Consider the following 21,284-nt stretch of genomic DNA (forward strand, 5'->3'; position numbering starts at 1 on the left):
CATCCGGTGCTACACTCGTGGGCTTTTCTGCGGTCTGGAGTTCGAGCTTTGATCTCACTCCCCGGGGTTGTGACCACAAGGCCCCACAGTCCGCCCCCAAATCCCGCAGAGTCTGGAGAATTTCATGGCTGTTCAGCAAAACAAGAAGTCGCCTTCCAAGCGCGGTATGCACCGTTCGCACAATGCCCTGGTCACCCCGGGTACCGGCATCGAGCCGACGACCGGCGAAGTGCATCTGCGTCACCACATCAGCCCCACCGGTTTCTACCGTGGTCGCAAGGTGCTGAAGAGCAAGGCCGACGCGGCCTGATGGTGCCCGGTGCCGCCAGGCGCGGCGCCAAACTATCGATGAATCTGCCGACCCGGCCTGCGTACCGCGCAGCGCCGGGTTTGGTCTTTGTGGCTCACGAAAACCACTGACATGACCGCAGTACCCCCGCCTGAACCGATCCGCCTGGCTGTTGACTGCATGGGCGGCGATCACGGCCCCTCGGTCACGCTGCCGGCCTGCCGCGCCTTTCTGGACAAGCATCCGGGCGCCGAGCTCATCCTTGTGGGCAAGCCCGAGGAACTGACGGCCGCAGCGGCCTGGCCGCGTTGCCGTGTCGTCGCGGCCAGCGAAGTCGTCACGATGGACGACCCCATCGAGGTCGCGCTGCGCCGCAAGCGCGACTCGTCCATGCGCGTCGCCATCCAGCAGCTCAAGGCCGACCGCGATGGCAACCCGGCTGTGGCCCATGCCTGCGTGTCCGCCGGCAACACTGGCGCGCTGATGGCCGTGGCCCGCTACCTGCTGAAGACGCTGGACGGCATCGACCGCCCGGCCATCGCCACCGTCATGCCCAACCAGCGCGGCCGCTTCACGACCGTGCTGGACCTGGGCGCCAACGTCGACTGCACGGCCGAACACCTGCTGCAGTTCGCCGTCATGGGCAGCGCGCTGGTGTCGGCCGTGGAGGGCAACGAGGAACCCAGCGTCGGCCTGCTCAACATCGGCGAGGAAGCCATCAAGGGCAGCGAGACCATCAAACATGCCGGCGAACTGCTGCGTGCCGCTGGTACGGCCGGCCAGTTGAACTTTTTCGGCAATGTCGAGGGCAATGACATCTACAAGGGCACGACAGACATCGTCGTCTGCGACGGCTTTGTCGGCAATGTCATGCTGAAGACGTCGGAAGGCCTGGCGACCATGATGGGCGGCTTCATCAAGGAAGAGTTCAATCGCAATTGGCTGACCAAGTTGGCCGGCTTGATCGCCATGCCGGTGCTGAATGCCTTCAAGCACCGTGTCGACCACCGTCGTTTCAACGGCGCCGCCCTGCTGGGCCTGCGCGGCCTGGTGTTCAAGAGCCATGGCTCGGCCGACGCCTTTGCCTTCGAGCAGGCCTTGGCCCGCGCTTATGATGCCGCCCGCAACCGGCTGCTTGACCGGGTCCACGACCGCATCGTCGCCACGCTTCAGGCCAAGGCGAATGATGCTGGAGACAACGCGGCGAACTCCGTCGCGCAGGCTGCATGAGCCCCATCGCCACCTCTACCACTCGCTATTCCCGCATTCTCGGCACCGGCAGTTTCCTGCCCGCCGACCGCGTGACCAACCAGGCGCTGGCCGACCGCCTCGCGGCCGACGGCGTCGAGACCTCTGACGATTGGATCGTCGAGCGCACGGGCATCCGCGCGCGCCATTTCGCGGCGCCTGACCAGACTGCCAGCGACCTCGCCTTGCCGGCCGCGCAGGCGGCGCTTGAAGCCGCCGGCATCGCTGCCGAAGAGATCGACCTCATCATCGTCGCGACGTCCACGCCTGACATGATCTTCCCGTCCACGGCCTGCCTGCTGCAGAAAAAGCTGGGCGTGCATGGCTGCGCGGCCTTCGATGTGCAGGCCGTCTGCTCGGGTTTCGTCTATGCGCTGAGCGTGGCCGACTCGATGATCAAGAGCGGCGCTGCCAACAAGGCTCTGATCGTCGGCGCCGAAGTGTTTTCGCGCATCCTCGATTTCAAGGACCGCACGACCTGCGTGCTGTTCGGCGACGGCGCGGGCGCCGTCGTGCTGGGTGCGAGCTCCGAGCCCGGCATCCTTGCGACAGAGTTGCACGCCGATTCGCGCCATGTCGACGTGCTATGCACGCCCGGGACAGTCGCCGGTGGCCAGGTGTTGGGCAGCCCCTTCCTCAAGATGGACGGCCAGGCCGTTTTCAAGCTCGCTGTCGGCGTGCTGGAGAAGGTGGCCCGCTCGGTGCTCGAGAAGGCCGGCCTGACCGAGGCCGACCTCGACTGGCTGATCCCGCACCAGGCCAATATCCGCATCATGCAGGGCACGGCCAAGAAGCTGAAGCTGGACCTGAACAAGCTCATCGCCACCGTCGACGAGCACGGCAATACGTCGGCCGCTTCCGTGCCGCTGGCGCTGGACGTCGCGGTGCGCAATGGTCGCATCCAGCGTGGCGACACCCTCATGCTGGAAGGGGTCGGCGGCGGTTTCACCTGGGGCGCCGCCCTGCTGAAGTACTAGCCGTCCAGATGCTGCCGCATCGGCACCTCTGATTGCTACTGATTTGGAATTGTTCTCATGACCGCACCTTTCGCCGTTGTCTTTCCCGGCCAGGGCTCGCAGGCCGTCGGCATGCTCGACGCCTGGGGCGACCACCTGGAAGTCCGCCGCACACTGGAAGAGGCCTCGTCCGCCCTCGGCGAGGACATCGGTGCGCTCATCCATGCCGGTCCCAAAGAGCAGCTGGACCTGACCACCAACACCCAACCCGTCATGCTGACGGCCGGCATCGCCTGCTGGCGCGCTTTCGTCGCCGAGACGGGTGCGGTGCCCGTCGCTGCGGCTGGTCATTCGCTGGGTGAGTACAYGGCGCTGGTGGCTGCCGGCGCGCTGAGCCTGGCCGATGCGCTGCCGCTGGTGCGCTTTCGTGCCCAGGCGATGCAGGAGGCGGTGCCTGTCGGCGCCGGCGCGATGTACGCCATCCTGGGGCTGGACGGCGAGGCTGTCCGCGCGGGCTGCGCCCAGGCCGCAGCCGAGACTGGCGAGGCGGTCGAGGCGGTCAACTTCAATGATCCCAAGCAGACGGTCATCGCCGGCAGCAAAGTGGGCGCCGACAAGGCCGCCGAGATCCTGAAGGCCGCCGGTGCCAAGCGTGCGCTGCCGCTGTCGGTGTCCGCGCCGTTTCACTCCAGCCTGATGAAGCCGGCCGCCGAGCGGCTGAAGGAAAAGCTGGCGACCGTGCAGTTCCATGCCGCCGCCTTCCCGGTCATCAACAACATCGACGTGGCCATCACCGACAACGACGCGACACTGCGCGACGCCCTCTACCGCCAGGCCTTTGGCCCGGTGCGCTGGGTCGAGGTCGTGCAGGCGCTGAAAGCCCGCGGTGTCGGCCACATCATCGAGGCCGGCCCCGGCAAGGTGCTGACCGGCATGGCCAAGCGCATCGACGCCGAGCTGCAGGCCGCCTGCGTCTTCGACCCCGCTTCGCTGGCCGAAGCCCGTGCGCTGCTGGGAGGCGGCTGAAATGACTGAATCCGCACCCAAGGGCGTCGCCCTCGTCACCGGCGCCAGCCGCGGCATCGGCCGCGCGATCGCGCTGGCCCTGGCCAACGAAGGCTGGCGCGTCATCGGCACAGCCACCTCTGAATCGGGCGCCGCTGGCATCACCGAGGCCCTTGGCCCCCAAGGCGGTCGTGGCATTGTGCTGAACGTGACCGACGCGGCCGCCAGCCAGGCCGCCGTGGACGACATCGTCGCCAAGGAAGGCGGCCTGCATGTGCTGGTCAACAACGCCGGCATCACGCGCGACGGCCTGTCCATGCGCATGAAGGACGACGATTGGGACGCCGTCGTCGACACCAACCTGAAGGCGGTCTTCCGCCTCGCCCGCGCCGCCACCAAGCCGATGATGAAGCAGCGGTCGGGCCGCATCATCAACATCACGTCCGTCGTCGGCGCCTCCGGCAATGCCGGCCAGGCCAACTACGCTGCCGCCAAGGCAGGTGTGGCCGGCCTGACGCGCTCGCTCGCCCGTGAACTGGGCAGCCGCAACATCACGGTCAACTGCATCGCACCCGGCTTCATCGCCACCGACATGACCGAGGTCTTGCCCGAAGCCCAGAAAGCCGCACTGCTGTCGCAGATCCCGCTGGGCCGCCTGGGCGCCCCCGAGGAAATTGCCGCCGCGGTCGTCTTCCTGGCGTCACCGGGCGGTGCTTACATCACTGGTTCCGAGCTGCACGTCAACGGCGGCATGTACATGGCCTGATTTGGCCCGGGCGCCCTGATCTAGGGGCGTCCATCTAGAGCCCGTAGAATGCTGGGCTGTTTTCAGCAAATCCCTCCTGGAGGATTCATGAGCGATATCGAAGCACGAGTCAAGAAAATCATCGCCGAGCAACTTGGCGTGGCGGAAGCCGACGTTACGAACGAGAAGGCTTTCGTTGCCGACCTGGGCGCYGATTCTCTGGACACCGTGGAACTGGTGATGGCCCTCGAAGACGAGTTCGGCATCGAGATCCCGGACGAAGAAGCCGAGAAGATCACCACCGTGCAGCTGGCGATCGACTACGCCGTCAAGCACCAGAAGGCCTGAAGGCTTTCTTTCTCTCGCAACTCTGATCCGCACTGCATGAGCCGTCGCCGCGTCGTCGTCACCGGTCTTGGCCTGATCAGTCCCGTCGGCAATACCGTTGCCGAAGGCTGGGCCAATATCCTCGCCGGTCGTTCCGGCATCGCCACCGTCACCCGTTTTGACGCCAGCAATCTGGCGTGCCACTTCGCGGGTGAGGTCAAGGGCTTCAAGATCGAGGACTACATCCCCGCGAAAGAAGCCCGGCACATGGATATCTTTATCCATTACGGGCTGGCGGCGTCCATGCAGGCGGTGCGCGACGCCGGTCTTCCGACCGGCGATCAATTGACCGAAGAGCAGGCCGAGCGCATCGGCGTGCTCGTCGGGTCCGGCATTGGCGGCCTGCCGCTGATCGAGGACACCAAGACCGAGCTGATGAACCGCGGCCCTCGCCGTATCTCGCCGTTCTTCATCCCGGCTTCGATCATCAACATGATCTCGGGCCATGTCTCCATCCAGTTCGGTTTCCAGGGACCGAATTTGGCGATCGTGACGGCCTGCACCACGGGCCTGCATGCGATCGGCGAAGCTGGCCGCCTCATCGAGTACGGCGATGCCGACGTGATGGTCGCGGGCGGTGCCGAAGGCGCGGTGTCACCGCTGGGCATCGGCGGTTTTGCCGCTGCCCGCGCGCTTTCCACCCGCAACGACGACCCCGCGACCGCTTCCCGCCCGTGGGACAAGGACCGCGACGGCTTCGTGCTGGGCGAGGGCGCCGGCGTGCTGGTGCTCGAGGAGTACGAACACGCCAAGAAGCGGGGCGCCAAGATCTACTGCGAGCTGTCCGGTTTCGGCATGGGCGCGGACGCGTACCACATGACCGCTCCCAACGTTGATGGCCCCAAGCGCTCCATGCGCGCGGCGCTGCGCAATGCGGGCATGAACCCCGACCAGGTCCAGTACATGAACGCTCACGGCACCTCCACGCCGCTCGGCGACGTGAACGAGACCAACGCGATCAAGCTGGCTTTTGGCGACCACGCCAAGCAGATGGTCATCAGCTCGACCAAGTCCATGACCGGCCACCTGCTGGGCGGCGCGGGCGGCATCGAGTCGGTGTTCACCGCGCTGGCCATCCGCGACCAGGTCGCGCCGCCGACGATCAACATCTTCAACCAGGACCCCGAGTGCGACCTGGACTACTGCGCCAACGAGGCGCGGCCCATGAGGATCGACGTCGCAGCGAAGAACAACTTCGGTTTCGGCGGCACCAACGGCACGCTGATCTTCAAGCGCGTCTGATCGCGCTCGCCGGCGATGCGCCGCACGCCGCCGGTCGTCGTGCATCTGCAGCCCCAACGGGCGGTGCAGGCCTTCGTGTCATGCATCGCGACCTTGGCCTCGGGTGGCCTGGCTGCCTGGGCACTCAGTTACCGGGCTCTGGCCTGGCCCATTCTGCTGGCCGTGCCTCTGGTCGCCTGGTGGGCCTGGCGCATGGCCGCCGTGCTGCCGCGACGGCTGCGCTGGGACGGCGAAGCCTGGTGGCTGGACGAGCCCTGTCGCGATGACGGGCCCCGAGTGCAACTGGCCGTGCTGATCGATCTGGATGCCTGGCTGTTGCTGCGCGCCAGCCCCGGCCCACGCTGGCTGCCTTTGTCGCGTACCCAGCAGCCCACGCAATGGACGGCACTGCGCGCGACGCTGTTCTCCGCACCGCGGGCGCCGCAATGAGTGACGCCGATGCCGACGCCCTGCTGGTGCGTGAAGCCCAGGGCGGCAGCCGCGTGGCATTCGACATGCTCGTGTTGAAGTACCAGCGTCGCGTCGAGCGCCTGCTGTCGCGCAGCGTGCGCTCGCCCGAAGACGTGGCCGACCTCTGCCAGGAGACTTTCCTGGCCGTGTATCGCGCATTGCCGGCCTTTCGCGGTGAGAGCGCGTTCTACACCTGGGTCTACCGCATCGCGATCAACGCAGCCAAACGCCACAACGCCCATCGCGCCCGCCAGCGGCCCGTCGAATCCCTGGACGACGGCGAGGGAACTTTCGGCACCGACGCGACTCCAAGCGACGATGCGACCCCCGAGGCCCTGCTCGCCGGTCGCCAGCTGGCACGGGAACTGGACGACGCGGTCGCAGCCCTGGCCGAGGATCAGCGCCGGGCGCTGTTGCTGCGAGAGGTGGATGGCTTGAGCTACGACGAGATCGGCGACCTGATGAACTGCCCGCCGGGCACYGTGCGYTCGCGSATCTTCCGCGCCCGCGAGGCCGTCGCGGCGCGGCTGCGGCCGCTGCTGGGCGGCGGCGGAGGGCGGCGATGGTGAGCGCTGCCGACAACTCACTGAACGAAGCGCTGTCCGCCGTCATGGACGGCCGCGCCACGCCGGTTGATTGGGCGCGCGTGAACGCGGCCTGGGCGAGCGACCCGGGCCTGCGCGAGCGCTGGGCGCTCTGGCATGCGGCCGGTGATGGCCTTCGCGCCACCGAACTGCCGGAACTGCACCGGCAACCTCAAGCGCTGCTCGCAGCCCTGCATGCGCAATTACCGACCGAGGTGGTCGACCACCCGCGCCGACGCGACTGGCTGGCGCCCGTCGCGGTGGCCGCCAGCTTCGTGGCCCTGGCCCTGGGCGTTGGCCTGCTGCGGCCTGCGCCTGCGCCGGACGCCCAGGTCGCCGCTGCACCGAACACAACACCGCGCGCGCAGGGACTTGGCGGCCTTAGCTTTGCGCAGACCGCTGCAGGCCGTACCCTGCCTGCCGTTGGCGCGGCGCGGGAGGCCGGATTGCCAGGAGAGGCGCCGGCAGAGATCATTGATTGGGGCTTGGCCCTGCCGGAATCCGCCGCCTCGCAGTCCCGTCCTTGAAGTGACGCTTCGATGCCCCATCTGCCTTGTCCTGCTGAATCCCTGGAACTCCCTTATGCACGCTGAGACCCGCCTTCACCCCGCGCGCGCGCGCTTTCTGTTTTCCGGCACGGCGCTGGCGCTTGCGCTGACGCTGGGGCAGGCACCCGCCACGGCGCAGTCGCGCGAGCTGCCGGACTTCGCCGAGATCGTGGAGCGCGTCGGTCCAGCGGTCGTCAACATCCGTACCGCCGAGAAGGTCAAGATGGCCGAAGGCCAGGCGGAGATGAACGAGCAGATGCAGGAGTTCTTCCGCCGCTTCGGCATCCCTGTGCCCAACCAGCGCCGCGGCGCGCCGCGCGGTGGCGGCACGCCCGACGACGACGGCCCCATGCGCCGTGGTGTCGGCTCCGGCTTCGTCCTCAGCGCCGATGGCTATGTGCTGACCAATGCCCATGTCGTGCAGGGCGCTGACGAAGTCATCGTCACGCTGACGGACAAGCGCGAACTCAAGGCCAAGCTCATCGGTGCCGACCAGCGCTCCGACGTGGCGGTCGTGAAGGTGGAGGCGACCGGCCTGCCGGTAGTGAAGGTCGGCGACAGCAACAAGTCACGCGTCGGCGAATGGGTCATGGCCATCGGCTCGCCTTTCGGCCTGGAGAACACTGTGACGGCCGGCATCATCAGCGCCAAGCAGCGCGACACCGGCGATCTGCTGCCGCTGATCCAGACCGACGTGGCCATCAATCCTGGCAACTCCGGCGGCCCGCTCGTCAACATGCGCGGCGAGGTCATCGGCATCAATTCGCAGATCTACAGCCAGAACGGCGGCTACATGGGCATCTCGTTTGCGATCCCCATCGCCGACGCGATCCGCGTGGCCGATGAGCTGCGCGCTGGCGGGCGTGTCGTGCGCGGCTACCTGGGCGTGCTGCCGGACGACATCACCAAGGAAATCGCCGAGGCCATCGGTCTGGGCAAGCCGCAGGGCGCCGTGATCCGCTCCGTCATCGCCGGCAGCCCGGCCGAGAAGGCGGGAGTGGAAGGCGGCGACGTCGTCACCAAGGTCGACGGCAAGACCGTCGACAAGGCGGCCGACTTGCGCCGCCTCGTGGCCAATGTGAAGCCCGGCGCCAAGACGACGCTGACCGTCTTCCGCCGCGGTGCGACCAAGGATGTCGTCGTCACCATTGGCGAAGACGAGCGCAGCAAGAAGCCGGGTAGCGGCAGCGAAGGCGGCAACGAGCCGGCGCCGGCGGCGACGGCACCCAGCGCGGCCCTTGGCCTGAAGGTGTCGGAACTGACCGATGCGCAGCGCAAGGAAATGAAGCTCAAGTCCGGTGTCAAGGTCGACAGTGCCACGGGTGCAGCCGCTCGCGCCGGGCTGCGCGAGGGGGACCTCATCCTGTCGGTGGACAACGTCGAGGTGTCCTCGGTGAAGGTCTTCCAAGCCCAGATCGCCAAGGCGGACAAGAACAAGGCGATGAATCTGGTCGTGCGCCGGGAGGACGTCACCAGTTTCGTGCTGCTCAAACCGGTGCGGTGAGGCGGCAAAACCTGGGCTGTCTGCTCGGGCTTTCCGCGATGCGGTAAGCCCGCTGGGCGCCCCGACCCGGGTTGTCCACTGAATATGGAAGTTGGCGCTGGCTAACTCTTAGATAAAGGCGGGGATTGTTCGCGTCCGCCGCTAAAATGGCGGCTCGATGCGTCCTGGAACGGGTGTCTGACGGTGGAATCGACGCCCACCGGCAACGCCTTGATTTGATCCACAGGCGATCCACAGGAACTTGTGGATAACCTGTGGTTAAAATTCCTTGTTGGCAGCCTGCAACGACCGGAAAACCAATACTGGTGCGGCTTCCCGGCTGGGCCTTTTGGCTACAATGAAGGCCCAACAAGCAGTTGCCATACCTTTTGTTGGAAGGCACGTCGCCTCTTCGACGTGCCTTTTTTTTAGCTGTAGCACGCCGCTTCGCGGCTTCACATCGCAAGCGATGTGAGCTTGCGCTGCAACGGCCTTCGCCGTTGTGTCCTGCTCCGTTGGCGTGCCCCCGATCTCCATGAATCACATCCGCAACTTCTCCATCATTGCCCACATCGACCACGGCAAGAGCACGTTGGCCGACCGCATCATTCAGCGCTGCGGCGGCTTGAGCGATCGCGAGATGGAAGCGCAGGTGCTGGACTCGATGGATCTCGAGCGTGAGCGCGGCATCACGATCAAGGCGCAAACCGCGGCACTCCAGTACAAGGCCAAGGACGGCCAGATCTACAACCTCAATCTGATCGACACGCCGGGGCATGTGGACTTCTCTTATGAAGTCAGCCGTTCGCTGTCGGCCTGCGAAGGCGCACTGCTCGTCGTCGATGCCTCGCAAGGTGTCGAGGCGCAGACGGTGGCCAACTGCTACACGGCGCTGGACCTGGGCGTCCAGGTCGTGCCGGTGCTGAACAAGATGGACCTGGCATCCGCCGACCCAGAGAACGCCAAGGCGGAGATCGAGGACGTCATCGGCATCGACGCCGACGACGCCATCCCCTGCTCGGCCAAGACCGGCATGGGCATCGACGAGATCATCGAGGCCGTCATTGCCCGCATGCCGGCGCCGCGCGGCAACCCGGACGGCCCGCCGCGCGCGATGATCATCGACGCCTGGTTCGACAACTACGTTGGCGTCGTCATGCTGGTGCGCGTGGTGGATGGTGAGCTCAAGAAGGGCGAGCGCATCCGCATGATGAACACCAACACGGTGTACCCGATCGAGCACATGGGGGTGTTCACGCCCAAGAGCGAGAACCGCGATGGCTTGAAGGCCGGCGAGGTGGGCTTCATCATCTGCGGCATCAAGGAGCTGGCGGCGGCCAAGGTCGGCGACACCGTCACGCTGGAAAAGAAGCTGCCCAACAATGCCGGCCCGGCCACCGAGGCCTTACCCGGCTTCAAGGAAATCCAGCCTCAGGTCTTCGCGGGCCTGTATCCGACCGAGGCCAGTGAGTACGACCAGCTGCGCGATGCGCTGGAAAAACTCAGCCTCAACGACTCGTCGCTGCGCTACGAGCCCGAGGTCAGCCAGGCGCTGGGCTTTGGCTTTCGCTGCGGCTTCCTGGGCCTGCTGCACATGGAGATCGTGCAGGAGCGGCTGGAGCGCGAGTTCGACCAGGATCTCGTCACCACCGCGCCCAGCGTCATCTACGAAGTCGAGATGAACGACGGCGAGGTCATCCAGGTCGAGAACCCGTCCAAGATGCCCGAGATCGGCCGCATGAAGGAGATCCGCGAGCCCATCGTCACGGTGCACCTCTACATGCCGCAGGATTACGTCGGTGTCGTCATGACGCTGGCCAATCAGAAGCGCGGCGTGCAGCTCAACATGGCCTATCACGGCAAGCAGGTCATGCTGACCTACGAGATCCCGCTGGCCGAGATCGTGCTGGACTTCTTCGACAAGCTCAAGAGCGCCTCGCGCGGCTACGCGTCCATGGACTACGAGTTCAAGGAATACCGCGCGGCCGACGTCGTCAAGGTCGACATCATGATCAACGGCGAGAAGGTCGACCCGCTGTCCATGATCGTGCATCGCAGCCAGAGCCAGTACCGCGGCCGCGGCGTGGCCGCCAAGATGCGCGAGCAGATCCCGCGCCAGATGTACGACGTGGCCATCCAGGCCGCCATCGGCGCCAACATCATCGCCCGCGAGAACATCAAGGCGCTGCGCAAGAACGTGCTGGCAAAATGCTACGGTGGTGACATCACCCGCAAGCGCAAGCTGCTGGAAAAGCAAAAGGCCGGCAAGAAGCGCATGAAGCAGATCGGCTCCGTGGAAGTGCCGCAAGAAGCCTTCCTCGCCATCCTGCAAGTCGACGATTAACTCCCCATGCCCCTTCAATCGATGAGCGTTCTCACCGGCGTTTTGTATGCGGCCCTGGTGGCCTACTTGGGCGGCTGGTACGCCGGCCGATGGAACGGCAACTTCGCGCTGCTGCTCTTTGTCCTGACGGCGGTGACGCTGTTCTACTGGCTGGCCGAGCGCTTTCATTTCGCGCCGGCACGCCGCGCTGCAGCCGACGCGCTGGTGTCCAACGACGCCAAGCGCCGCGAGAACCTGGCTGCTCAGGGCATCGCCCGGGTGGATGGCGACGTGGAGCCCGCCCGCCAGCAAATCCTGCAGCAGCCCTGGTGGCTGGACTGGACCGCCGGCCTGTTCCCGGTCATCCTCGTCGTCTTCCTGCTGCGCAGCTTCCTGTTCGAGCCGTTCAAGATCCCATCGGGCTCGATGGTGCCGACGCTGCTGGTCGGTGACCTCATCCTGGTCAACAAGTTCCACTACGGCATCCGCCTGCCGGTGATCAACAAGAAGATCATCCCGAACAACGACGTCAAGCGTGGCGATGTGATGGTCTTCCGCTACCCCGAAGACCCGAGCACCGACTTCATCAAGCGTGTGGCCGGCATCCCGGGCGACGAGATCAGCTACGTCAACCAGAAGCTCTACATCAACGGCCAGGCCGCGCCGGTGCAGCCCCAGGGCAATTTCTATGACGACAGCGGCTCGCCGCGCGTCTACCGACCCCGCTTCCTGGAGAAGCTCGGCGACAAGGAGCACGAGATCCTCGTGCAGCCGCAGGCCCAGACCTTCTTCCGTGCCGACCGTGCCGACGGCCCCTTCCCTTTCCAGGAGAATTGCCGCTACACCATCGAGGGCGTAACCTGCAAGGTGCCCGCCGGACACTACTTCATGCTGGGCGACAACCGCGACAACTCGCGCGATTCGCGCTTCTGGGGATTCGTGCCGGATGAAAACATCGTCGGCAAGGCCTTCTTGGTGTGGATGAATTTCGGTAACCTCAAGCGCATCGGTACCTTCTTCAATTGACACGCAGATGAGCAGCAGCCGCCTTTCGTCGCCGACCTCCTCTCGCCGCCAGCGTGGCGTCACGCTGTTCGGCCTGCTGTTCTGGGGCATCGTTCTCGCCGCCACGGCCGTCGTCGGCATGAAGGTCTTCCCGACGGTGCTGGAGTACTACACCGTGCAGCGCGTGGTCGACCGTATCTCGGCCGGCAACCCTTCCACCGTGCCTCAGGTGCGCCAGGAGTTCGACAAAGCCATCGCCGTCGAATACTCGATCCAGAGCCTCAAGAGCAGCGACCTCGTCGTGACCAAGGACGGCAATGACCGTGTCGTCATCGAGTTCGCCTGGGACAAGGAGATTGACCTCTTCGGGCCGGTCTACCTGCTGATCAAGTACCACGGCAAGTCGCGTTGACCTTGCTTCCGCTTCGATGAGCGCCGTGCTTGAGGCCCTGCAACAGCGCCTGGGCCATCGTTTCCAGCGACCCGAACTACTGGCACGCGCCCTGACCCATCGCAGCTACGGCGCCGATCACAACGAGCGCCTGGAGTTTCTCGGCGACGCCGTGCTCAGCCTGGCCGTATCCAGCCTGCTGTACGAGCGCTATGCCGGCTCCGACGAAGGCGACCTGACCCGCGTGCGCGCCCATCTCGTGCGCGAGGAAAGCCTGCACAAGTTGGCGCTGGCCATGGGCTTGCCGGCGGTGCTGAAGATGTCCGACGGCGAAGCCCGCGGCGGCGGCGCGCAGCGCCCGTCCATCCTGGCCGATGCTGTCGAGGCCGTGCTGGGCGCGGCCTTCATCGACGCTGGCTACGACGCTGCTTTGGCCATCGTGCGCCGCCTGCTCGGCGAGACCATCACGACCGCCACCAGTGCCGGTGACTTCGCCAAGGACGCCAAGACCGCGTTGCAGGAATGGCTGCAGGCCCGCCGCATCGCCGTACCCAGCTACCGTATCGTCGCGACGCGCGGCCAGGCCCATGCCCAGACCTTTGAGGTCGAATGTGCGGTGCCGGCCCTGGACGTGGCCGAACTCGGCGAAGGCCGCTCCCGCCGCACCGCCGAGCAGGAGGCTGCCAGCCGCCTGCTGGATAGACTCACCGCCGAACGAGGCAAATCATGACCACCGACGCTGTACCCCCTGCCGCCGCCACCGCTGACGGTCCTCCCCAGCGTTGTGGCCTCATCGCCATCGTCGGTCGCCCCAATGTCGGCAAATCCACGTTGCTGAACGCCCTGGTCGGGCAGAAGGTCAGCATCACGTCCGACAAGGCCCAGACGACGCGCCACCGCATCACCGGCGTGCGCACTGTCGAGGAGGCGCAGTTCGTCTTCGTTGACACGCCCGGCTTTCAGACCAAGCACAACGCCGCGCTCAACCGCACGCTCAACCGCACCGTACACGGCGTGCTGGCCGACGTTGACCTCGTGCTCTTCGTCGTCGAGGCCGGCCGCTTTGGCCTGGACGACGCCAAGGTACTGGGCCTGCTGCCCGAAGACAAGCCGGTCGTGCTGATCGCCAACAAACTGGATGCGGTGCACCGCCGCGCGGAGCTGGCCCCCTGGCTCAAGGGCATGCAGGAGCGCCGCAACTTCAGCGAGTTCGTGCCGCTGTCGGCCAAGAAGGAATCCGACGTCACCCGCCTCTTCAAGATCCTCAAGCCTTATCTGCCCGAGCAGGGCTGGTTCTACGAAGAGGATGCGTTGACCGACCGCAGCGAGAAGTTCCTTGCCAGCGAAATCATCCGCGAGAAGCTGTTTCGCCTGACCGGTGACGAACTGCCCTATACATCCACCGTCATCATCGACAAGTGGGAAGAGGAGGGCGAGCTGCGCCGCATCAGCGCCAGCATCGTCGTCGAGCGCGACGCCCACAAAGGCATGATCATCGGCCAGGGCGGCGAGCGCCTGAAGCGCATCGGTTCGGAGTCGCGCCAGGAGCTGGAGCATCTGATGGATGGCCGAGTCTTCCTGGAGCTGTGGGTCAAGGTGCGCTCGGGCTGGGCGGATACCGAAGAGCATTTGCGCAGCTACGGCTACGAGTGATCGTCAAAGACAACACGGCCACAGAGGCACGGAGACACAGAGGAAAACCTTGAATTTCCCTGTGCCTCTGTGCCTCTGTGGCTTTGTTCATCGGCCGAGCCGATGCGGCTGACGCGCCCGCCTGCGGTCCAGCAGGCCTACGTGCTGCACCAGCACGACTGGAGCGAGTCCAGCCTCATCCTCGACCTGTTCACGCGCGAGTCCGGCCGGCTCGCCGTCGCGGCCAAGGGCGCCAAACGGCCCTACTCGCAGCTGCGCGCCGTACTGCTGCCGTTGCAGCGMATCTCTGTCAGTCTCTCCAAGCCCGCCAAGGCGGAGGGTGGTGAGGTGCAGACCCTGCGCAGCGCGGAGTGGGGCGGCGGTGCGACCCTGCCGGCGGGTGCGGCGCTGTTCTCGGGCTACTACCTGAATGAGCTGCTGATGAAGCTGCTGGCCCGCCACGACCCGCATCCCCAGCTCTTCGACGCGTACGCCGACACGCTGGCCCATCTGGCCGAGGGCGACGCGGCGCTGCGTGCCTTCGAGATCAGGCTGCTGGCCGAGCTGGGCCTGCTGCCCGACCTCAGCGTCGTCACGACCACGCAGACTGCCATCGACCCCGCGCGCCGCTACCAGCTCTCGCCCGAGTCCGGCCTCATCCCGCCCACCAGCGACGCCAGCTTGCCCGGCACGCTGCTCATCCAGCTCCAGGCCGCGCTGCTGCACGGCAGCCCCGCCGCGCTGCGTCAGGCCTGCGCGGTGGAGCTGCAAGGCCTGAAGACCACGCTGCGCGGCTTGCTCCACTACCACCTTGGCCACCAGCAGCTGCGTACCCGCTCGCTGATGGTCGACGTGCAGCAATTGCTGGACGGGGCTAGGGTCAGCCGCAGCTAGGGTTGCGCCGCGGCTAGGGCCAGACGCAGCTTTCGGCGCGGCCAGGTACTGCCAAGAATGCGCGGCATGAGCTGGTGCTGCATGACTGCCCGGCGCCTTGCAATCCGACCGAGAGCCCACCATGCCGCCCAACACCGTCGACAGCGCCGTCAAGGACATCCGCCACCACATGGAGACGGGCTGGTTCAACCCCGTCACCAACGGCGACATCAAGAGCGTCAAGTCCATCCTGTCCAACCTCGACGCGGCGGACAGCCGGGCGGTCATGGCGAAGCTCGGCGCGGACGAGTTGCGCCAGATCGCCGACGAGATGAACGACGACTCGTGGTTCGGCAATGGCGGGCTGAGCCAGGGCGAGCGGCGCGACTTCTTCAACGAGATGGCCCGCGACCTCAGCGGCGCTGATCTGGCCAAGCTGTCACAGGCATTCGACCGCACCACCGGCCGCCAGACCTCGCGCGACCGCCTGCTGTCCGACGACAACATCACCGACCTGGCCGCCGCCGTCGGTCAGCACGGCAGCAACCAGACCAAGCTCGACTTCGTCAAACAGCTGGCCGGCGCCTCGACAGACCAAACCGCCATCGACACGATGAACGAGTCGCGCCTGCACGATCCGCAGGCTCGCGCGATCGCCGAGGTGATCGGCAGCATGGATTCCGCCACCGCCCAGCAGGCCCTGCAGGGCCTGCTGCCCGAGCAGCGCCAGGCGGTGCTGAAGGCGGCCACCAACGAGACCCTCCTCGTCGCGGGTGGCATGGGTGGCGGCGTCGGCGCGGTGCGCACCGACACCAAGCCGCTGGAGCAGTTGCTCAAGGTCGCCAGCGGCATCGGTGATGCCGACACCAAGGCCCGCGTCTTCGCCGACGCCGCTTCGGTGATGACCGATCTGGCGGGCCGCGGCCGGCCCGACGCCGCCGAGAACGTGCGGCGCAGCATGGGCCAGCTGATCCTGAGCGACACCAATGGCGTCATGCGCGAACTGGCCGCCAACCGCGAAACGGCCAACGGCTCGGCGCTGGCGGCCTATGCCAAGGCTTCGCTGAACGCCAAGGACTTCAATACCCTGGGCGAGATCCAGGCGCAGATCTCGCTGGGCAACGGCAAGAACGAGAACCCGGCCGCGCGCTTCGAGGCCCAGACTGCTGCTCCCGGTGGCGGCCAGCGCTTCGTCAACGCGGAGACGGCCGGCTACTACGCCGGCGCCGTGAGCKCAGCGGTCAAGGACATCACCCAGGACGCGAAGGAGCAGGGCGACCTGATCAATGCGACGCTGAAGAGCGTGCTGACGGTTGTCGACAAGACCGCGGGCCGTGCCAATCCGGCCGTGGGCATTGCCGCCTCGGTGCTGAAGGAATGGACCCAGTTCGGCGTCAAGGCCGCCATGGACGCCAAGATCAGCGACCAGGTCAGTGCCGACGACAAGCTATTCTGGGCGCTGGTGCCCAGCGTCGCCACGCGCACCCTGCCCAACGGCCGTCCCGATCTGGAGCAGGCCGCCAGCAGCGGCGCCGGTGCGGCCTTCAACGGCACCTGGATCGTCACCCGCGAACATGCCAAGCCATGAGTCCCAACTTCCCACCGACCCGGCCCGCCGCGCCTGCCTGCTCGCCGGCGTGGGCTTGCTGATGATGAGCACCGCCGCCACCGCAACGCCGGTCGTGGCGCTGCCCACTCCGCCGGCCGGCGCCGTGGCGGTGGACTGGGATCATTTCGGTGAGCCTTCGCTGTCCGCCGCTCGCCGTGCCAACGTGGTTGTCAGCAAGGCGATGCAGGCGCGGGTCGTGGACACCCAGCTCTACCGGCTGCCCGGCGATACCGCCTGGGAGGTCGTGCTGGGCCATTACCAGCAGGCTGCCACGCCGGCCTGGAAGCTCGCCGCCAGTGCCGGCCGCGTGGAGACCGGCAACCCGGCCTGGCAGCAGCGCTTCACGGCCGCCGGGGACGCGAAGCGCGGTTTCTCGGTCGTCTGGCTGCCGGCCGGTGGTGACGTGCGCGACGGACTGCTGATGGTGCTCAGCACCTCCCCCTGACGCGCCAGGGGTTGTGACGCTCCACTACGATGGGGGCATGAACCCGCTTGCCCACGCCGGCGCCCGCTGCGCGCTGTCCGTTAACGTCAACAAGGTCGCGCTGCTGCGCAACACCCGCCACCTGGGCATTCCCAGTGTGCTGCGTGCTTCGGAGCAATGCCTGCTGGCAGGCGCCCAGGGCATCACTGTCCACCCCCGCCCCGATGCGCGGCACATCCGTGCCGGCGACGTCGACGACCTCGCTGCCTTCCTGAAGGACTGGCCCCAGGCCGAGTTCAACATCGAGGGCAACCCGACGCAGAACCTGATGGACTTCGTGCGCAAGCACCGGCCCCATCAGGTCACCTTCGTGCCGGACTCGGAAGAGCAGTTCACGTCCGACCATGGCTGGATGCTGCCGCAGGACGCCGGGCGACTGAAGCCGTTGATCCATGAAGCGCAAAGCCTGGGTGTGCGCGTCAGCCTCTTCATGGACCCGAATCCGGCCGCGATGGCGGCCGTGGCCGAGCTGGGCGCGGATCGCATCGAGCTCTATACCGAGACCTTTGCCAGCGCCTTCGGTACCGAACGCCAGGACGCCGTGCTGGCCGGTTTCACGGCCACGGCCGAGGCGGCGCTCAAGGTCGGGCTGGGCATCAATGCCGGCCACGACCTGAATCGCGACAACCTCAGCCTGTTCCTGCGCCATGTCCCGGGTGTACAGGAGGTGTCCATCGGCCATGCCCTGATCGCCGATGCATTGGAGCTGGGCTACGCCGATACGGTGCGCGGCTATCAACAGGTCATTGCCACGGCCTACCAGTGATTTACGGCATCGGCACCGACGTCTGCGACATCCGGCGCATCCGCGCCACGCTCGCCAGGCGCGGCGAGCGCTTCGCCGAGAAGGTGCTGGGGCCGCACGAACTGACCGTCTTCAGGGAGCGCCGCGCCAAGGTCGACGCGCGCGGCGAGGCCTATCTGGCAACGCGCTTCGCCGCCAAGGAGGCCTTCTCCAAGGCCATTGGCATGGGAATGCGAATGCCCATGACCTGGCGGGCCATGGAAGTTGTCAAGGCGCGCAGTGGCAAGCCCGAGATCGCATTGCATGGAGCGCTGGCCGATTGGTTCGCCGCCCGGGGCTTGAGCGCCCATGTGACGGTCAGCGACGAGCAGGACTATGCCGTCGCCTTTGTCGTCGTGGAGAAGTCGGCGCCTTAGGGTCGAGTCCTGGCGCCCCCGCTCAGGGCGCCTTCTTGACCGCTGGCTTGGCGGCAGCGGGCTTGGCGAGGGACTCGCCCTTGGACTGCACGACCATGTCCATGTCCATGAACATCCGGCCGTTGTCGGGCCCGTTCATCGTCATCTTCATGTCCATGGCGAGCTGGCTGGCCAGCGGCAGGCGGTCGGCCAGGCGCAGCGAGCTCGTGCCTTTGCCACCACCCGTGATCTGCATGTGCAGCATCGGCGGTGCAGCGTCCGCGGCCGCGCCGCTGGCCGCGGATGCAGCAGCCGCGGGCCTGGGCAGCGGGGTGTCGATGTTCATGTTGAGATCCATGCTCAGGTCGAAATGCGCCACACCCTTGTCCACGCGGGCCAGCGTGTAGCGCACCAGGCCTTGCATGCCGCCGGCGCCGCCTGGCAGCGGCATGGGCAGGGCCATGTTCAGCGGCACCTCAACGCTGTCGCCGACCTTCAGCGGGCGCTGGCTCAGGGCCTTGAGCAGTTGCAGGGACTCGCTGATCGCGGCCTTGCCCTGGTTGCTCATGGCCTCGCTCAGCTCGGGTGAACCGCCCTCGACCTTCTGCACCTCGAAGCCGAAGTCCTTGGGGTTGAAGCGCGCTGCAATGCGCATGTCGGTCTTGCCTAGACTGGGCAGCGGTGCGGGCTTGCCACCGATTTCCACGCTGCCGCCCTTGGCGCCGACCGACAAGCTCAGCGGCAGCCAGCCCTCGCCGTCCGCAGCGCCGACCTGCATGGTCTGCTCCATGTGCATGCTCATCTTCATCGGCCCCATCAGCGCCATGCCCTCGGCGGCTTGAGCCGCCTTGGCGCGCTGCTCGTCCGTCGCGTCGGGGCCGGCCTCGACGCGCATCTTCATGACGGCCTGCAGGTCGATCTGCTGTCGTTGATGCTGGCCGGCACGCGGCGTGGTGTCGAAGCTGACGGCGGCGGGCGCGCTCGGTGCCGCCTGGGCGGCGAGGTTGAGGCCGAGCAGGGCGCCAAGCAAAGGCAGGCGCAGCGGGGAGGCGATGGTCACGAAAGCAACTCCATGAAAAGCGGTGCCGAATTGGCAACCGAGCGGTATCGTAGAAAGGGCGAAGGGACGACCGGCATCAGCTGGCCTGGGTAATTTCACCCAAGCGAACTTATGCGGTCCTGATCAGCGCGATGGCTGGAAGAGCAGCCGCTCCGCCAGGTCCCGGCGGGCCGGGGGCTGGCCCTGCAGGCGGTCCAGCATGGCGATGGCGGGGTCGCAGCTGGCAGCGACGCTGGGTTTGGCCGCCTCGGGCGCGTCGACCCACAGGCGCGACAGCATGCCCATGGCCGTCGGCCCCACGGTGCGCTCAAGGACCTCGATCTCAAGGGCGCTGACCGGCTTGGGCTGCCGGTGTGGCAGCGTGCCATTGGCCACGTCCTGCAGCCATTGGGCTTCGCGCACCTGCAAGGCCTGCGGGAGCTGCGGGCGCACGCCCATGCGCCCGTCGAGCAGGTCGCGGCAGGCCCCGGCACTGACGCCAGCGGGTGGTGTGCGCAGGGCCTTCAGCTGGTCGGACACCAGTTGCACATAGCGGTGGCGCAACACGGCGTCGGTGCCGCCGAGCAGATCCGGCATCTGGCGGGCCAGGGGCGACAGCACGGTGGCTTGCACCTCCTCCTCGCTGGCGCCGGCCTGGTGGGCGGCCAGCATGCGCTTGGCGATGTCGTCCACGGTGCCTGGGGTGCGCTTGTCCAGCGCCTCCCACACGGGGTGCATGTGCAATGCATCGTCGAAATCGGCCAGCGTGGCATTGGCGGCCGGCAGTGGCACCGCCAGTGTGGGTGGCGCTGGCGCGATCAAGGCGTAGGAGACCAGCTCGTCGCGCGGCACGAACCACATGCTGCGCGACGGCGTACGCAGCGTCTTGTCGATCATGGGCTGCGGCAGGCCCAGCTCGGTGTAGGTCTTGGCCAATTGCTGGTTGGCCAGTTCCTCGAAGACCGGGTTGTAGGTGCCGGTGGATGCGCGATGAAAGCCCAGCTCGCCCGTGGCCGTCATATGGCGGGGCTGCCCGGCCAGGAAGACAAGGGTGCAGGCGCTGGCGCAGGTGCCCACCGCGCGGCTGGCCTGGCCGCGCGCCTTCAAGGCCGCGGCCATGCGCTCAGCCTCGCGCACGCGGCCGCCAGGTGACGCCAGTTCCACGCGCTTGAGGTCCCGTGCTGCCTCGCTGTTCAGCAGTTGGCGCAGTCGCTCGCCGTCGCCCATGCCGATGACACCATCCAGCCGCAGGCTGCGGCCATCGGCGGAGAAGCTGAACTTGGCCTGCCCCAGCGGGTCGACGCCGCGGGCCATGGACCAGTACTCGCCCACGCTGGGCAGGAAGCCGAACACCACCGAGGCCAACAACTGCAGGGTGCTGAGCGCCAGCGTGATGCGCGCCAGCCACCCCCAGAGTGCCGAGCCGCTTTCGCGCAGATAGTTGGCCGCGGCACGCCAGGCGCCGACGATGCACCACAGGTTCAGCGCCAGCAGCAGCGGCATGGTCACCAGCAGCGAGATGGCGCTGACCTGTAGCGAGTCGCCCTTGACGCTGATCCAGGTCATCAGGCCCGTCAGCAGGAAAGCCAGTGGCGTGGCGACGAGGAAGTTGTTGACCCAGTAGCTGCGCACCAGGCTCATCTCGCCATGCCAGTGGCGGGCGAAGTAGCCGCGCTTGGATTCGCGGATCACGCGGGTGCGCGGCGACCGGGCGCCCGCCGGACGCGGGCGGTTCGAGGACTGCTGCCAGGCCGCAGCTTCGGGCGCCGGCTCAGGCGCGGCGCGTGGTGCATGGTGATCGACCAGCGTGGGATCGACGTAGGGGCGGCGATTTTGAGCGTCTGTCATGTG

23 protein-coding genes are annotated in these 21,284 nt (G+C 66.8%); 21 read left to right on the forward strand and 2 right to left on the reverse strand.

The window, feature by feature from the left end; all coding sequences use genetic code 11:
* The first annotated feature begins 124 nt into the window (after nucleotides 1-124).
* The 21 genes from rpmF (at nucleotide 125) to acpS (ending at nucleotide 18,415) form a co-directional block, all read left to right on the forward strand.
* Nucleotides 125-310, forward strand: coding sequence for a 50S ribosomal protein L32 (gene rpmF, locus ACXJKJ_RS14270; RefSeq protein WP_056204281.1), 186 nt, complete (start codon nucleotides 125-127; stop codon nucleotides 308-310).
* A 111-nt stretch (nucleotides 311-421) separates the two neighbouring features.
* Complete coding sequence (gene plsX, locus ACXJKJ_RS14275; RefSeq protein WP_457326064.1) at nucleotides 422-1,519, forward strand: phosphate acyltransferase PlsX; 1,098 nt, start codon at nucleotides 422-424, stop codon at nucleotides 1,517-1,519.
* Entirely contained in the window at nucleotides 1,516-2,514 is a 999-nt protein-coding gene (locus ACXJKJ_RS14280; protein WP_457390584.1) for a beta-ketoacyl-ACP synthase III, read from the forward strand. Before plsX ends, ACXJKJ_RS14280 begins: the two co-directional genes overlap by 4 nt.
* A gap of 57 nt (nucleotides 2,515-2,571) precedes the next feature.
* Nucleotides 2,572-3,519, forward strand: coding sequence for an ACP S-malonyltransferase (gene fabD / locus ACXJKJ_RS14285; protein WP_457390585.1), 948 nt, complete (start codon nucleotides 2,572-2,574; stop codon nucleotides 3,517-3,519).
* 1 nt (nucleotide 3,520) lies between these two features.
* Nucleotides 3,521-4,264 carry a 3-oxoacyl-ACP reductase FabG gene (gene fabG, locus ACXJKJ_RS14290; protein WP_056204269.1) on the forward strand — a complete coding sequence of 248 codons (744 nt, stop codon included), beginning with the start codon at nucleotides 3,521-3,523 and terminating at the stop codon, nucleotides 4,262-4,264.
* 87 nt (nucleotides 4,265-4,351) lie between these two features.
* A complete protein-coding gene (gene acpP / locus ACXJKJ_RS14295) occupies nucleotides 4,352-4,591 on the forward strand; it encodes an acyl carrier protein (protein WP_056204266.1) in 240 nt (79 codons plus the stop codon).
* 36 nt (nucleotides 4,592-4,627) lie between these two features.
* Nucleotides 4,628-5,872 carry a beta-ketoacyl-ACP synthase II gene (gene fabF / locus ACXJKJ_RS14300; RefSeq protein WP_056204262.1) on the forward strand — a complete coding sequence of 415 codons (1,245 nt, stop codon included), beginning with the start codon at nucleotides 4,628-4,630 and terminating at the stop codon, nucleotides 5,870-5,872.
* 15 nt (nucleotides 5,873-5,887) lie between these two features.
* Nucleotides 5,888-6,301: a hypothetical protein gene (locus ACXJKJ_RS14305; RefSeq protein ID WP_457390586.1), complete on the forward strand. Its 414-nt coding sequence runs from the start codon at nucleotides 5,888-5,890 to the stop codon at nucleotides 6,299-6,301.
* Entirely contained in the window at nucleotides 6,298-6,891 is a 594-nt protein-coding gene (locus tag ACXJKJ_RS14310) for a sigma-70 family RNA polymerase sigma factor (protein WP_457322302.1), read from the forward strand. The genes ACXJKJ_RS14305 and ACXJKJ_RS14310 overlap by 4 nt, the downstream gene beginning before the upstream one ends.
* Nucleotides 6,885-7,433, forward strand: a complete 549-nt coding sequence (locus ACXJKJ_RS14315) for an RseA family anti-sigma factor (RefSeq protein WP_457390587.1) — start codon at nucleotides 6,885-6,887, stop codon at nucleotides 7,431-7,433. Before ACXJKJ_RS14310 ends, ACXJKJ_RS14315 begins: the two co-directional genes overlap by 7 nt.
* A 55-nt stretch (nucleotides 7,434-7,488) precedes the next feature.
* Nucleotides 7,489-8,958, forward strand: a complete 1,470-nt coding sequence (locus ACXJKJ_RS14320; protein ID WP_457390588.1) for a DegQ family serine endoprotease — start codon at nucleotides 7,489-7,491, stop codon at nucleotides 8,956-8,958.
* 514 nt (nucleotides 8,959-9,472) lie between these two features.
* Nucleotides 9,473-11,281, forward strand: a complete 1,809-nt coding sequence (gene lepA, locus ACXJKJ_RS14325) for a translation elongation factor 4 (RefSeq protein ID WP_056204249.1) — start codon at nucleotides 9,473-9,475, stop codon at nucleotides 11,279-11,281.
* 21 nt (nucleotides 11,282-11,302) lie between these two features.
* Entirely contained in the window at nucleotides 11,303-12,286 is a 984-nt protein-coding gene (gene lepB / locus ACXJKJ_RS14330; protein WP_082533020.1) for a signal peptidase I, read from the forward strand.
* 7 nt (nucleotides 12,287-12,293) lie between these two features.
* Nucleotides 12,294-12,677, forward strand: a complete 384-nt coding sequence (locus tag ACXJKJ_RS14335; RefSeq protein WP_457355644.1) for a DUF4845 domain-containing protein — start codon at nucleotides 12,294-12,296, stop codon at nucleotides 12,675-12,677.
* Between the two features lie 16 nt (nucleotides 12,678-12,693).
* Nucleotides 12,694-13,386 carry a ribonuclease III gene (rnc, locus tag ACXJKJ_RS14340; RefSeq protein ID WP_457390589.1) on the forward strand — a complete coding sequence of 231 codons (693 nt, stop codon included), beginning with the start codon at nucleotides 12,694-12,696 and terminating at the stop codon, nucleotides 13,384-13,386.
* Nucleotides 13,383-14,309 (forward strand): GTPase Era, encoded by a 927-nt coding sequence (gene era, locus ACXJKJ_RS14345; RefSeq protein ID WP_457355642.1) that lies wholly within the window; start codon nucleotides 13,383-13,385, stop codon nucleotides 14,307-14,309. Before rnc ends, era begins: the two co-directional genes overlap by 4 nt.
* A 102-nt stretch (nucleotides 14,310-14,411) precedes the next feature.
* Nucleotides 14,412-15,182: a DNA repair protein RecO gene (recO, locus tag ACXJKJ_RS14350; protein ID WP_457390590.1), complete on the forward strand. Its 771-nt coding sequence runs from the start codon at nucleotides 14,412-14,414 to the stop codon at nucleotides 15,180-15,182.
* Between the two features lie 121 nt (nucleotides 15,183-15,303).
* The gene (locus ACXJKJ_RS14355) at nucleotides 15,304-16,749 is read left to right on the forward strand and encodes a hypothetical protein (protein WP_457390591.1); all 1,446 of its coding nucleotides are present in this window, start codon (nucleotides 15,304-15,306) and stop codon (nucleotides 16,747-16,749) included.
* Nucleotides 16,736-17,215: a hypothetical protein gene (locus tag ACXJKJ_RS14360; protein WP_457390592.1), complete on the forward strand. Its 480-nt coding sequence runs from the start codon at nucleotides 16,736-16,738 to the stop codon at nucleotides 17,213-17,215. The genes ACXJKJ_RS14355 and ACXJKJ_RS14360 overlap by 14 nt, the downstream gene beginning before the upstream one ends.
* A 37-nt stretch (nucleotides 17,216-17,252) precedes the next feature.
* The gene (locus ACXJKJ_RS14365; protein WP_056204223.1) at nucleotides 17,253-18,020 is read left to right on the forward strand and encodes a pyridoxine 5'-phosphate synthase; all 768 of its coding nucleotides are present in this window, start codon (nucleotides 17,253-17,255) and stop codon (nucleotides 18,018-18,020) included.
* Nucleotides 18,017-18,415 (forward strand): holo-ACP synthase, encoded by a 399-nt coding sequence (acpS, locus tag ACXJKJ_RS14370; protein WP_056204219.1) that lies wholly within the window; start codon nucleotides 18,017-18,019, stop codon nucleotides 18,413-18,415. Before ACXJKJ_RS14365 ends, acpS begins: the two co-directional genes overlap by 4 nt.
* A 22-nt stretch (nucleotides 18,416-18,437) precedes the next feature.
* Here the strand turns inward: acpS and ACXJKJ_RS14375 are convergent, their stop codons facing one another.
* Both ACXJKJ_RS14375 and ACXJKJ_RS14380 read right to left on the reverse strand, forming a co-directional pair.
* Entirely contained in the window at nucleotides 18,438-19,454 is a 1,017-nt protein-coding gene (locus ACXJKJ_RS14375) for a hypothetical protein (protein WP_056204208.1), read from the reverse strand.
* 123 nt (nucleotides 19,455-19,577) lie between these two features.
* The gene (locus tag ACXJKJ_RS14380; RefSeq protein ID WP_056204205.1) at nucleotides 19,578-21,281 is read right to left on the reverse strand and encodes a COG3904 family protein; all 1,704 of its coding nucleotides are present in this window, start codon (nucleotides 21,279-21,281) and stop codon (nucleotides 19,578-19,580) included.
* Nucleotides 21,282-21,284 lie beyond the last annotated feature (3 nt).

It is taken from the genome of Roseateles sp. P5_E1 (genome assembly GCF_054049335.1).

Excerpts from the sequence above, each read along its gene's own strand:
- ACXJKJ_RS14335 (WP_457355644.1), top strand. The coding sequence starts at position 12,294 with ATGAGCAGCAGCCGCCTTTCGTCGCCGACCTCCTCTCGCCGCCAGCGT.
- lepA (WP_056204249.1), top strand. The coding sequence starts at position 9,473 with ATGAATCACATCCGCAACTTCTCCATCATTGCCCACATCGACCACGGC.
- ACXJKJ_RS14320 (WP_457390588.1), top strand. The coding sequence starts at position 7,489 with ATGCACGCTGAGACCCGCCTTCACCCCGCGCGCGCGCGCTTTCTGTTT.
- fabF (WP_056204262.1), top strand. The coding sequence starts at position 4,628 with ATGAGCCGTCGCCGCGTCGTCGTCACCGGTCTTGGCCTGATCAGTCCC.
- era (WP_457355642.1), top strand. The coding sequence starts at position 13,383 with ATGACCACCGACGCTGTACCCCCTGCCGCCGCCACCGCTGACGGTCCT.
- rpmF (WP_056204281.1), top strand. The coding sequence starts at position 125 with ATGGCTGTTCAGCAAAACAAGAAGTCGCCTTCCAAGCGCGGTATGCAC.
- ACXJKJ_RS14360 (WP_457390592.1), top strand. The coding sequence starts at position 16,736 with ATGCCAAGCCATGAGTCCCAACTTCCCACCGACCCGGCCCGCCGCGCC.
- ACXJKJ_RS14365 (WP_056204223.1), top strand. The coding sequence starts at position 17,253 with ATGAACCCGCTTGCCCACGCCGGCGCCCGCTGCGCGCTGTCCGTTAAC.
- ACXJKJ_RS14305 (WP_457390586.1), top strand. The coding sequence starts at position 5,888 with ATGCGCCGCACGCCGCCGGTCGTCGTGCATCTGCAGCCCCAACGGGCG.
- ACXJKJ_RS14280 (WP_457390584.1), top strand. The coding sequence starts at position 1,516 with ATGAGCCCCATCGCCACCTCTACCACTCGCTATTCCCGCATTCTCGGC.
- lepB (WP_082533020.1), top strand. The coding sequence starts at position 11,303 with ATGAGCGTTCTCACCGGCGTTTTGTATGCGGCCCTGGTGGCCTACTTG.
- rnc (WP_457390589.1), top strand. The coding sequence starts at position 12,694 with ATGAGCGCCGTGCTTGAGGCCCTGCAACAGCGCCTGGGCCATCGTTTC.
- ACXJKJ_RS14380 (WP_056204205.1), bottom strand. The coding sequence starts at position 21,281 with ATGACAGACGCTCAAAATCGCCGCCCCTACGTCGATCCCACGCTGGTC.
- plsX (WP_457326064.1), top strand. The coding sequence starts at position 422 with ATGACCGCAGTACCCCCGCCTGAACCGATCCGCCTGGCTGTTGACTGC.
- fabG (WP_056204269.1), top strand. The coding sequence starts at position 3,521 with ATGACTGAATCCGCACCCAAGGGCGTCGCCCTCGTCACCGGCGCCAGC.
- ACXJKJ_RS14315 (WP_457390587.1), top strand. The coding sequence starts at position 6,885 with ATGGTGAGCGCTGCCGACAACTCACTGAACGAAGCGCTGTCCGCCGTC.